Here is an 11,541-nt window from a genome sequence, read left to right on the forward strand (position 1 = left end):
GAGCGCGACCTAAAATTCCGCTAAGTGTAGCGTTGGATATTCCAAGATTGATAATCGAACGCAAACCGGAAAAACCGCTGGCTAGCTGCAGAAGTGCATGCTTTAGCAAGCACCAGCTAGCGCTTGGGGATTCTCAGTTAATTCGTAAGTATTTGACGACCGTCAATAACGACGGGTCAGGCGGCGAGCACCGCGTCCAGCGCGGAGTAAAACAGGCCGAGCCCGTCATCGGAGGGACCGGTCAGCGCCTCGGTGGCGTGCTCGGGGTGCGGCATCAGCCCGACGACGCGCCCGTTGGCCGAACTGATGCCGGCGATGTCGCGTTGCGAGCCGTTGACGTTGTCGAGATAGCGGAAGACCACCCGGCCCTCGCCCTCCAACTCATCAAGCACCCGCTCGGAGGCCACGTAGCGGCCCTCGCCGGATTTCAGCGGCACCAACAGGTCGGCGTCCTGTTCGAACCGCGACGTCCACGCTGTCTGGGTGGATGCCACCCGCAACCACACGTCGCGGCACACGAAATGCAGGCCCACGTTGCGGGTCAGCGCGCCGGGCAGCAGCCCTGCCTCACACAACACCTGAAAGCCATTACAAATACCCAGAATCGGAATGCCGCGGTCTGCGGCTGCGACCAGCTCGCCCATCACCGGGGCGAACCGGGCGATCGCACCGGCTCGCAGGTAGTCGCCGTAGGAGAAGCCGCCGGGCACCACCACGGCGTCGACACCCTTCAGGTCGGCGTCGGCGTGCCACAGGCTGACGGCCTCCGCACCGGCCAACCGCACCGCGCGGGCGGCATCGACGTCGTCGAGCGTCCCCGGAAAGGTGATGACGCCGACCCGAACCGTCACTGGCCCTCCCGGGTCACGGTCCAATCCTCGATCACCGTGTTCGCCAGCAACGACGAGGCGATTTCGGCGAGCGCAGCGTCGTCGACGGCGTCGTCGATCTCAAGCTCAAACCGCTTACCCTGCCGGACATCTGAGACTCCGCCATGGCCGAGGCGCGCCAACGCGCCGACAATGGCCTGACCCTGCGGGTCGAGAATCTCGGCCTTGGGCATTACATGCACCACCACCCGGGCCACCGGCGCTCCTCGCTGTTGACTGTCTAACGGTCGGCGCCAACTCTACCGGTCGCAGGAACCGAGGTAAGCGACGCACAGCGGGCTGGTCAGCGCGTCGAAGACCGCGGTGTCGGCGAGCACCGGCCAGTCCGCCTGCGCCGGTGACGACGACCACAAGGTGAGTTCGCTGACGGTGCTGCTCCACGGGTGGACATTGAGGTAGGTGTGCATGACCACCGGCCCGCTGATCACCGCGGCCAGCCGGTTGGACTCGTCGGTGGTGAGCGACGGCGACTGCGACGGCACCCCACGCTGACAGCCACGCAGCGCGGTACGGGCCGCCTCGAGCACGGTTGCGGCCAGTTGGCCGCCGCGCCAGGCGTCCCCGCGCCAATGCAGCACCTGAACCTGCAACTGCCACTGGCCTTCGGGCTTGGTGACGGTGGCCCGCGCGGCAAGCGCGGAGTCACGTGGATCCTGCGGTGTCGGCGGGCTTGCGCACAACGACTCGAACCGGAACCGTGCCGCCGATCCGGTCAGCGCACTGGCGACCGTCGCCGGTGCCGGCCAGTTGTATGCCGCGTTCAGCGGTATGGCCGACGGGTCGATCCAGGCCGAGTTGGGGATCCGATCGCACGTCGTCGGGCAGGTCTCCGGGTCGGCGTGCGCGGCCCCGGCCGCTGCCAACCCCGCCGCGACCAGCACCGCCACCATGGTCAGCCGCATCCGCGCTCCCCGGGCGCACAATCGTAGGCATGCAACTGACGCACTTCGGCCATTCCTGCATCCTTGCCGATTTCGACGACACGACCGTGCTTTTTGATCCCGGCAATTTCTCCCACGGCTTCGAGGGCATCAGCGGCCTGGCCGCGATCCTGATCACCCACCAGCACCCTGATCACGTGGATACCGCGCGGCTGCCGGCGTTGCTGGAGGCCAACCCGGGTGCGGCGCTGTACTGCGACCCGCAGACCGCCGCACAACTGGGTGCGCCCTGGCAGCCGGTGCACGCCGGCGACGAGTTCGGTATCGGTGGGCTGCGGGTGCGCGGGGTCGGCGGTCGGCACGCCGTCATCCATCCGGAGATCCCGCTGATCGACAACATCTCCTACCTGGTGGGTGACAACGAACACCCGGCCCGTTTGATGCATCCCGGCGACGCGCTGTTCGTTCCAGACGAAGCGGTCGATGTGCTGGCCACGCCGGCCGCGGCACCGTGGATGAAGATTTCCGAGGCGGTCGACTATCTGCGGGCGGTGGCCCCGCGCAGCGCGGTACCCATCCACCAGGGCATCATCGCCCCCGACGCGCGCGGCATCTACCACGGTCGACTGGCCGAGATGACCGACACCGACTTCCGGGTGCTGCCGCAGGAAAGTTCGGTCGCCTTCTGAGCACCCGCCGAACGTGAAGGTAGGTTCACACCGGGCGACGAACACGAAACTAACTTCACGTTCGCCACAGCACTGCTAGGCGATGTCAGCGGCCGCACCGCGACCGGCTGCACGGCCCGAGAAGATGCAGCCACCCAGGAAGGTGCCCTCCAGGGCGCGGTAGCCGTGCACTCCGCCGCCCCCGAACCCCGCGACCTCACCGGCCGCATACAGCCCCGCAAATGCGGTGCCGTCGGCTTTGAGCACCCGGGACTCCAAATCGGTATGCAAGCCGCCTAACGTTTTTCGGGTCAGGATGTGCAGCTTGACCGCAATCAACGGCCCGGCCTTGGGATCGGTCAGCCGATGCGGCGCCACCACCCGGCCCAGCCGGTCACCCAGATACGCGCGGGCGCCGTGGATCGCGGTGATCTGACCGTCCTTGCTGAACCGATTAACCACCTCCCGGTCACGCGCGGTGACCTCCTCCTGCACGGTCGCGTAATCCAGCGGCACCACGCCGGGCAAGCCATTCATCGCGGTCACCAGCTCGCGCAACGAATTCGCGGAGACGAAATCGACGCCGCGGTCGATGAAGGCCCGCACCGGAGGCGTCGGACCGGACTTCACCCGCGACGACGCCAGCTGCCGCAGACTGCGTCCGGTCAGGTCGGGATTCTGCTCCTGACCCGATAGCGCGAACTCCTTCTCGATGATTCTCTCGTTGAGGATGAACCAGGTGTAGTCATGGCCCGAGCGGGCGATATGTTCCAACGTCCCCAGCGTGTCGAAGCCGGGATACAGCGGGCCGGGCAGCCGGGCACCGGCAGCATCCAGCCACAGCGACGACGGGCCCGGGATGATCCGGATGCCGTGGCTCGGCCAGATCGGATCGTAGTTGGTGATGCCTTCGGTGTAGTGCCACATCCGGTCCCGGTTGATCACCTGCGCGCCAGCGCTTTCGGCGATACCGATCATCCGACCGTCGACGTGGGCGGGCACTCCGACCAGCAACTGCTCGGGCACCCGCCCCATCCGCTGGGGCCAGTTCTTGCGCACCAGATCCGGGTTTCCACCGATTCCGCCGCTGGTCACGATCACCGCGGCGGCACGGAACTCGAACTGTCCAACGATGTTTCGCGTCGACGCCACCCCACGCGGTTCGGTTGACGGCTCCAGCAGGCTGCCGCGTACGCCGGTCACCGCACCCGCCTCGAGGATCAGCTCGTCGACCTGATGGCGGTGCGCGAAACGGACCTTGGACTGCCCCCGCAGCCGGCGCGCAAAGATTTCCACCAGCGCCGGTCCGGTACCCCAGGTGATGTGGAACCGCGGCACCGAGTTGCCGTGCCCGCGCGCGTCATAGCCGCCGCGTTCCGCCCAGCCGACCAGCGGGAAGATCTTCAGCCCCCGGGCACGCAGCCAGCTACGCTTCTCCCCTGCCGCGAAGTCGACGTAGGCGTGTGCCCACTGGCGCGGCCAGTGGTCCTCGGGTCGGTCGAACGCCGCGGTGCCCAGCCAGTCCTGCAGGGCGAGTTCGTGACTGTCGCGCACCCCGAGCCGACGTTGTTCCGGGCTGTCGACGAAGAACAGCCCACCGAACGACCAGAACGCCTGCCCACCCAGGTTGGCGGCGTTCTCCTGGTCGACGATCAGTACCCGCTTGCCCCGGTCCACCAGTTCGCACGCGGCCACCAGGCCGGCCAGCCCGGCTCCGACGATGATGGCGTCAGCATCCATGACGCCATAGAGTAACGAGCCCCATTTATGCCGCGGAGCGAGCCGCCGGTCCGGAACGCCATTGGTAGACGGTCGGCTCACACCCGTGCAGCAGCGCCAGGTCCACGGCGTCCAGCATCGCCTGCACCGGGCCGGGTTTGCGAAGTTGCGGCGCCGCGACCGCGACCCGCACCACCCCGCCGCGGTGCGCGGTGCGTTCCGCCGAGCGCACCAGCATCCGGCACCACCAGGGTTCGGTCAGGAAGCCTTCTCCGATGCCGAGGACCCGGGCACGAACGGTGCGGCCTGCCACCAGGTCGGTGATGCCGTGCAGCCCGGCCAGCAGTCGGAAGCCGTTACGCGGCAACGCATCGACGGTCCCCGGCGAGACCGCCCAGCCGGGAGCCGCGAACAGCCGGGTGCGCAACCCCAGGCGTTCCAGCGCCCGGTCGGCGCCGATCAGCCGCAGGTTGGCTTCGTGCGCGGGCAGCGTCGCGAATTCGCTTCGGCGGTTCTTGGTGGCGGCTTCGTCGTAGCCGTGCAACACGATCGCGTCCCCGCCGGCGCGGCGTCCGCTCAGCCACGCCACCGTGCGCGGGTCGCTCTCCAGCCGGTAGTCCCCTTTGAGTCGCGGCGCGACCAGCAGCGACACCGGGACGCCCCGGGCATCCATCTGCGCGCAGAAGTCATCCACATCGGCGCAGGTCCGCGCACCGATCCCGGATACCGACACGATCAGTTGTCCACTCACGACACCAGTCTGATCAGCACATATGTCCAGATGGTGACGTACAGGCGGACGGCGGGCGGCTAGTTGGGCAGAACCGCCTCGATCGCCGCGACCACCTCGGGCGCGTCGGGCACCGTAGTCGGCCGGAATCGGTTCACCACCGTTCCCCCCGGCGCGATCAGGAACTTCTCGAAGTTCCACTGCACGTCGCCGGCTTGCCCGTCCGCGTCCTGGGTTTGAGTCAGCTCGGCGTACAACGGGTGACGACCGTCACCGTTGACCTCGGTTTTGGCCAGCAGCGGAAACGTCACGCCGTAGGTCGTGGAGCAGAAGGTTGCGATTTCATCGGCAGTGCCGGGCTCTTGTCCCATGAACTGGTTACACGGCACTCCGATAACCGTCAGTCCGCGGGTGCCGTAGTCCTGCGCCAACTGTTCCAGGGCGCTGTATTGAGGGGTCAATCCACATTTCGAAGCGACGTTGACCACCAGCACGGCACGGTCGGCGTAATCGGCCAGCGAGGTCGCGGTGCCGTCCAGGGTGGTCAGCGGAATGGTGGTCAGCGGCGAGTCGGTCATAGCGCGAGGTTACCTGGGCATGAACATCCAGCAACCTGGGCACGGCTTCAAGGCCTTCTCTCAGAAGCGATCCCTAGCCTGACGGTGTGGCGCGGCGTGCTGGCGATCTGCTGCGGATCACCGGGGTGTGCGCGCTGGCCCGCCTGATGGTGGTCCTGGATATCGCTGTCGTGGCGGTGGCCCAGCGCACGTTCGTCGAAACGTTCCACACCACCCTGGCGGTTGCCGCCTGGAGCATGACCGGTTACACGCTGGCGCTGGCCACCGTCATCCCGATGGCCGGTTGGGCAGCCGAGCGTTTCGGCACCAAACGCGTCTTCATGGCTTCTGCGATGTGCTTCTCGGTGGGCTCGTTGCTGTGCGCAATGTCGCCGAATATCGCACTGCTCATCGTGTTCCGTGTCATTGAGGGCCTGGGCGGCGGCATGCTGTTGCCGCTCAAGCACACGATCCTGACGCGCACCGCCGGACCGCAGCGGCTGGGCCGGATGCTGGGCGCACTGGCCGTACCGGCGCTGCTCGGACCGATCTGCGGACCGGTCTTCGGCGGCTGGCTGATTGATTCTGCGGGTTGGCAGTGGATCTTTTTGGTCAACGTGCCGATCGGGGTAGCGGTGTTCGCGTTGGCGGCGATCGCGTTCCCCACCGACCGCCCGGCCCAACCCCGATCCCTGGATGTCACCGGAATGCTGCTGTTGTCACCGGGTTTGGCGGCGTTCCTGTTCGGGGCTTCGTCGATTCCTGGGTGCGGGACGGTGACGACCCCACGGGTCTACCTGCCCGCGGCTGTCGGCCTGGTGCTGATCGCCGGCTTTGTGCACCACGCGCTGTCCGGCTCGGCGTATCCGTTGATCGACCTTCGGCTGTTCTCCAACCGCGTGGTGGTGCTGGCCAATTCAGCGATGCTGGTTTCGGAGGCGGCTGTCTTCGGTGCGATCATGCTGCTACCGACCTGTTTTCAGCAGCTGCTGCACCAGACGCCCGGGGAGTCGGGGCTGCACGTGGTTCCGCAGGGGCTGGGCGCAATGCTGGTGGTACCGATCGCCGGACACCTTATCGACAAGAGCAGTCCGGCCAAGGTGGTGCTGATCGGTATTGCGTTGACCACCTTCGGCATGGGCCTGTTGAGCTACGGGCTGGCCAACCACCTGGCCTACCAGCCGACCCTGCTGAGCGCACTGCTGATCATGGGTATGGGCGTCGGCTGCACGCTGGTGCCGTTGCCGGCGGCAGCGATGCAGGCGCTGCGACCCGACCAGGTGGCCCGCGGCGCAACCCTGCTCAACGTCAACCTGCAGGTGGCCGCTTCCCTGGGCGCCGCCCTGATGTCGGTGATCGCCAACGTCTCCCACGCTTACCCGGTGGTGTACGCGGCGGCGGCGGCGCTGATGGCGTTGGCCTGTCTGCCCGCCATGCTCCTGCCGAGGACACCTGTCGCGGTGTCGCCCGCTCACCTTGCCGTCGAACGGCGTCGCGGCCATCCGGGTCGGAACATCGGCCGTGACGCGCGGGGCGACCGCGGCGCTGAGCCAGGGCATGGCAAATCCGCGCACCAGCGAGCAGGCCGCCAACTCGGCGCCGGCGGCGTCGGCCAGCGCGTGCGCGTCGTTCAGGGTGCTAACTCGGCCGGCTAGCTCCACGTCCGCAGCGGTATCAGCGGCAATGAGCTGCTAAAATCATCGCGCGGCGCGCGGTGACGTGATGCGCCGGAGCCGCATGCGACACCCCTGCTCGCGCGCCGGTTCGCGCAGCGACACACCCCGGTCGACGCCGCGTTCGGCGACCAGGTGTGCGGCCGCGGGCGTAGCGTTCCTCTGCAGAACGTGCCACTGACTAGATGGGGGGTGCCATGGCTCCGCTGATCGCACTGCTGGTCGGCAGCCTCGCCGCGTGGATCGCCGGCCGGTTGGGCGTCGACTACGTCGACGGCTGGACCACGGCGATCGCTGTCGGATTGGCCGTCATGTTCGCCGTCACCGGGGTGGCTCATTTCGCCCCGCCATTGCGGGCCGACCTGGTCGCGATCGTGCCGCCGACGCTGCCCGCCCCAGGGCTGCTGGTCACCGTCACCGGGATGCTGGAACTCCTCGGCGCCGTCGGACTGCTGCTGCCGCCCACCCGCGTGGCGGCCGCGGTGTGCCTGCTGGTGCTGATGCTGTCGATGTTCCCGGCCAACGTCTATGCGAGCCGGATGCCCAACCCGCCCGACTCGATGACCACGGACCTAGGGCTGCGCACCGCCATCGAGGTCGTCTTGCTGGCTGCGACCGTCGTGGTTGCCGTCGGCGGCGGCTAGCAGCCAGGAGTACTGGAAGGCGGTCTCCTTCCAACGCTCGTAGCGCCCGCTGATTCCGCCGTGGCCCGCGCTCATCTGGGTTTTCAACAGCACAGGATGCGTGTCGGTTTTGATGTGCCGCAGCGCGGCAACCCATTTCGCCGGCTCAACGTAGTAGACCCGGGTGTCGTTCAGCGATGTCATAGCGAGAATCGGCGGGTACTCGCGAGCCGCGACGTTCTCATAGGGCGAGTACGACTTCATGTAGTCGTACACCTCTTTGTCGGCCAACGGGTTTCCCCACTCGTCCCATTCGGTCACCGTCAGCGGCAGCGACGGATCCAGGATGGTGGTCAATGGGTCGACGAACGGCACCTGTGCCAGGATCCCGGCGAACAGCTCCGGAGCCAGGTTGGCCACCGCACCCATCAAGAGTCCGCCGGCGCTTCCGCCGAGGGCCACCAGCTGTTTTGACCCGGAAACCCCTGTGTCAATCAGATGTTGCCCCACCGCGACGAAGTCGGTGAACGAGTTCTTCTTCTCCAGCAGTTTGCCGTTCTCGTACCACAGCCGGCCCATCTCGCCACCGCCGCGTACGTGTGCGATGGCGAACACCATGCCCCGGTCCAACAGTGAGAGTCGCGCGATGGAGAACTGGGGATCCTGACATATCTCGTAGGCGCCGTATCCGTACAGCAGTGCCGGGGCAGGGAATTCGATGCCGGCGCGGTGCACGATCGAGATCGGGATGCGGGTGCCGTCGGCGGCCTGGGCCCAGTCTCGTCGTTCGACGTAGTCGTCGCGCCGATAGTCGCCCAGCACCGGCTGCTCGCGCAGCAGGGTGCGTGTCCCGGTGACCGGATCCAAGTCGTAGATCCGGACCGGGGTGATGAACGACGTCGCACCGATCCGCAGTTTGGGCGCATCCCAGGTCGGGTTGGCGCCCAAGCCGGAGGACATCAGCTCGGAGTCGAACGACAACTCCTCGGGTGCGCCGTACCGGCCGTCGGGGCCGATGGGCCACAACTGGATTCGTGGTAGCGCCTCACCCCGGTAGCTGATGACCAGTTGGCGGGCGAAGGCGTCCACACCGTCGAGGCGCACGTCATCGCGGTGCGCGATCAGGGTACGTTGCTGCAGCGGATCGCTGACCGGCGTCTCCACCAGGGTGAAGTTCACCGCACCGTCGTTGTGCAGGATCAGAAACCGGTCTTCGCCGCCGACGACGGCGTGCTCCACCGAGTATTCGATGCCGTCGCGACGCGGCCACACCGTGGTGAATTGCGCCGCCGGGTCGGCCGCATCACCGTATCGGACCTCGGTGGTGATCGCCGAGCCCGCCGCGATCATCACGTAGGCGTCGCTGCGGGTGCGGCCCACCGACAGCCAGAACCGCTCATCGGCTTCGTGATGAACCTTCTCCGCGGGCAGTCCGGCGCCGAGACGATGCCGCCACACCGTGTCCGGCCGCCACGCCGCGTCGACGGTCAGGTAGTACACCGTGCGGTTGTCGGTCGCCCAGGTCACTCCGGCGCCGATGCCGACGATCTCATCGGCATAACGGTCACCGGTACGTAAGTCTTTGAACCGCAGGGTGTACCGTTCATCGCCCACGACGTCGACCGAGTAGGCCAATACCGTCCCGTCGGGGCTGACACTGGCCGCGCCGAGCGAGAAGAACTCGTGCCCGTCGGCCTCCACGTTCTCGTCGAGCAGCACCTGTTCGCCCGAAATGGCGGTGTGTTCGTCGAGGACGGGCGGATTCCAGTCGGCGGGGTCACCCACCGGGCATCGGCAGTGCACCCCGTACTGTTTGCCCTCGAAGGAGCGCCCGTAGTACCACCAGTCGCCGCGGCGGGTCGGCACCGACAGGTCGGTCTCCTTGGTCCGCGACTTGATCTCGTCGAAGATCTTCTGGCGCAGCGGCTCCAGATGCGCCGTAGCGGCATCGGCGTAGGTGTTCTCGGCCTCCAGGTATCCGATCACCTCGGGGTCGGACTTGTCGCGCAGCCACTCGTACGGGTCCACGAAGGCGTCGCCGTGATGAGTGCGGACGCTGTCGACCCGTTTGGCCGCCGGCGGCGTGCCCGCGATGTCCGTCATGCGCCGATCCAGTCTGCGAAACGCTTACCGGAAATCCGTTCGTAGGCCTCGATATAGCGGGCCCGGGTCGCCTCGATGACGTCGGCCGGCAGTGGCGGTGGCGGCACCGGGCCGGAACGGTCCCATCCGGATTCAGCACTGGTGAGCCAGTTTCGGACGAACTGCTTGTCGAAACTCTTCTGCACCACCCCCTCCCGGTAGTCGTCAGCAGGCCAGTACCGCGACGAGTCGGGGGTGAAGATCTCATCGGCCAGCACCAGGTTGCCCGCTCGATCGATCCCGAACTCGAATTTGGTATCGGCGATGATGATTCCCTTCGTCAATGCGTGGTCGGCGGCCTGCGCATAGGTCCGCAGGGTGTGCTCGCGAAGTTCCTCGGCCCGCGTGGCGCCAACCAACTCGACCACCCGGTCAAAGGAGATGTTCTCGTCGTGGTCGCCGAGATCTGCTTTGGTGGCCGGGGTGAACAGCGGGGCATCGAACTTGCTGGCCTCAACCAGCCCGGGCGGCAGACCGATACCGCACACCGCGCCACTGGCCTGGTAGTCCAGCAGACCCGATCCGGTCAAATAGCCACGGGCTACGCATTCGACCGGCAGCATGTCCAGGCGCCGCACCAACAGCGCGCGGCCCAGCACATCGGCGGGGATCCGCGGGTCGTTCGGTGGCCCGGCCAAATGGTTCGGGGCGTCGATGAGGTCGAAGAAGAACACGCTCATCGCGGTCAGGATGCGGCCCTTGTCCGGAATCTGGCTGTCCAGCACGTAGTCGTACGCCGAGATCCGGTCACTGGCGACGAACAGAAGATGCTGGTCATCGACCCGATAGAGCTCACGTACTTTGCCGCTGGCCATGTGCTCGTAGTCAGACAATGCGGGACGTGGCATCGGGCCAGCCTATCGGGCCAGCCGAACGGCCTCCCGTGTGCTGGGATCAAGGACATGAGATCGCGGTTCTTGCCCTACTCCACCTCACCGGGCCGGCTGCTGGCCCAACTGTTCAGCGATGTCGCCGTCGCGGTGTGGAGCTTTGTGTGGGTGCTGGTGGGGTTGGCGGTGCACAGCGCCATCGCCACCATCGCCGACGTCGGCAGCCAGGTCAAAAGCGGCGCGGATGGCGTCGCGGAGAATCTGGAGTCGGCCGGCAACAGCGCAGACCACATCCCACTGGTGGGTGACGCCCTCGCCAAACCACTGACCGCGGCCAGTTCGGCTGCCCTCGACATTGCCGGGGCCGGCCACACCCTGGACACCACGGCCAGCTGGCTGGCGGTGGTGCTGGCGATCGCGGTGGCCGCTCCCCCGATCGCCGCGGTCGCGATGCCGTGGCTGGTGCTGCGGCTGCGCTTCTTCCGCCGCAAGCGCATGGTGCTCGCACTGGCCGCCACCCCGGCCGGCGAGGAGTTGCTGGCCCTGCGGGCATTGACGAACCGGCCGCTGCGTAGGCTCGCGGCCGTCAACCCCGACCCGGTCGGGGCGTGGCGGCACCAGGATCCCGCCACGATCCGCGGACTGGCCGCCCTGGAGTTGCGCTCGGCCGGGATCCAGCGCTTTCGGCGCGCTGCCGCCGGCTAGTGCCTGTCTGCGCATTGGCCTGATGGAGGTCACTTCGTTTGGGCACCCCGTCACTGACCCAGGGCAACGCCCGGTCCTGCATCAGCTGCCGGTGTGGCAATGCCGCCGTTATCGGTTCGAGCC

At 67.2% G+C, this 11,541-nt stretch carries 12 protein-coding genes; 4 read left to right on the top strand and 8 right to left on the bottom strand.

The genetic code is table 11. The features are described from left to right. Positions 1–176: 176 nt before the first annotated feature. Genes purQ through AC5Y36_RS01555 form a run of 3 tightly spaced genes read right to left on the bottom strand, consistent with a single transcriptional unit; the run spans position 177 to position 1,792 of the window. Positions 177–851, bottom strand: coding sequence for a phosphoribosylformylglycinamidine synthase subunit PurQ (purQ, locus tag AC5Y36_RS01545; protein ID WP_500039093.1), 675 nt, complete (start codon positions 849–851; stop codon positions 177–179). Continuing rightward, a complete protein-coding gene (gene purS, locus AC5Y36_RS01550) occupies positions 848–1,087 on the bottom strand; it encodes a phosphoribosylformylglycinamidine synthase subunit PurS (protein WP_500039094.1) in 240 nt (79 codons plus the stop codon). The genes purQ and purS overlap by 4 nt, the downstream gene beginning before the upstream one ends. A gap of 42 nt (positions 1,088–1,129) precedes the next feature. After that, complete coding sequence (locus tag AC5Y36_RS01555; protein WP_500039095.1) at positions 1,130–1,792, bottom strand: ATPase; 663 nt, start codon at positions 1,790–1,792, stop codon at positions 1,130–1,132. Between the two features lie 29 nt (positions 1,793–1,821). Between AC5Y36_RS01555 and AC5Y36_RS01560 the strand changes: the two genes are divergently transcribed. Further along, entirely contained in the window at positions 1,822–2,460 is a 639-nt protein-coding gene (locus AC5Y36_RS01560) for an MBL fold metallo-hydrolase (protein WP_500039096.1), read from the top strand. A 75-nt stretch (positions 2,461–2,535) separates the two neighbouring features. Here the strand turns inward: AC5Y36_RS01560 and AC5Y36_RS01565 are convergent, their stop codons facing one another. The 3 genes from AC5Y36_RS01565 to AC5Y36_RS01575 are packed head-to-tail and all read right to left on the bottom strand — an operon-like array spanning position 2,536 to position 5,466. Beyond that, positions 2,536–4,179: an FAD-binding dehydrogenase gene (locus AC5Y36_RS01565; protein ID WP_500039097.1), complete on the bottom strand. Its 1,644-nt coding sequence runs from the start codon at positions 4,177–4,179 to the stop codon at positions 2,536–2,538. A 25-nt stretch (positions 4,180–4,204) separates the two neighbouring features. Next, on the bottom strand, positions 4,205–4,909 hold the full coding sequence (locus tag AC5Y36_RS01570) for a DUF2334 domain-containing protein (RefSeq protein ID WP_500039098.1): 705 nt from the start codon (positions 4,907–4,909) through the stop codon (positions 4,205–4,207). Positions 4,910–4,968: 59 nt separating this feature from the next. Next, positions 4,969–5,466 carry a glutathione peroxidase gene (locus tag AC5Y36_RS01575; RefSeq protein WP_500039099.1) on the bottom strand — a complete coding sequence of 166 codons (498 nt, stop codon included), beginning with the start codon at positions 5,464–5,466 and terminating at the stop codon, positions 4,969–4,971. An 86-nt stretch (positions 5,467–5,552) separates the two neighbouring features. Between AC5Y36_RS01575 and AC5Y36_RS01580 the strand changes: the two genes are divergently transcribed. Together AC5Y36_RS01580 and AC5Y36_RS01585 are read left to right on the top strand one after the other, a co-directional pair. Further along, positions 5,553–7,100, top strand: coding sequence for a DHA2 family efflux MFS transporter permease subunit (locus tag AC5Y36_RS01580; RefSeq protein WP_500039100.1), 1,548 nt, complete (start codon positions 5,553–5,555; stop codon positions 7,098–7,100). A 215-nt stretch (positions 7,101–7,315) separates the two neighbouring features. After that, positions 7,316–7,762 carry a DoxX family protein gene (locus tag AC5Y36_RS01585; protein ID WP_500039101.1) on the top strand — a complete coding sequence of 149 codons (447 nt, stop codon included), beginning with the start codon at positions 7,316–7,318 and terminating at the stop codon, positions 7,760–7,762. Here the strand turns inward: AC5Y36_RS01585 and AC5Y36_RS01590 are convergent. Both AC5Y36_RS01590 and AC5Y36_RS01595 read right to left on the bottom strand, forming a co-directional pair. After that, positions 7,691–9,844 carry a S9 family peptidase gene (locus AC5Y36_RS01590; RefSeq protein ID WP_500039102.1) on the bottom strand — a complete coding sequence of 718 codons (2,154 nt, stop codon included), beginning with the start codon at positions 9,842–9,844 and terminating at the stop codon, positions 7,691–7,693. The genes AC5Y36_RS01585 and AC5Y36_RS01590 overlap by 72 nt on opposite strands. After that, complete coding sequence (locus AC5Y36_RS01595) at positions 9,841–10,731, bottom strand: phosphoribosylaminoimidazolesuccinocarboxamide synthase (RefSeq protein ID WP_500039103.1); 891 nt, start codon at positions 10,729–10,731, stop codon at positions 9,841–9,843. Before AC5Y36_RS01595 ends, AC5Y36_RS01590 begins: the two co-directional genes overlap by 4 nt. A 54-nt stretch (positions 10,732–10,785) precedes the next feature. Between AC5Y36_RS01595 and AC5Y36_RS01600 the strand changes: the two genes are divergently transcribed. After that, positions 10,786–11,418: a hypothetical protein gene (locus tag AC5Y36_RS01600; protein ID WP_500039104.1), complete on the top strand. Its 633-nt coding sequence runs from the start codon at positions 10,786–10,788 to the stop codon at positions 11,416–11,418. Positions 11,419–11,541: the final 123 nt, after the last annotated feature.

Source organism: Mycobacterium sp. NGS50 (assembly GCF_059812545.1).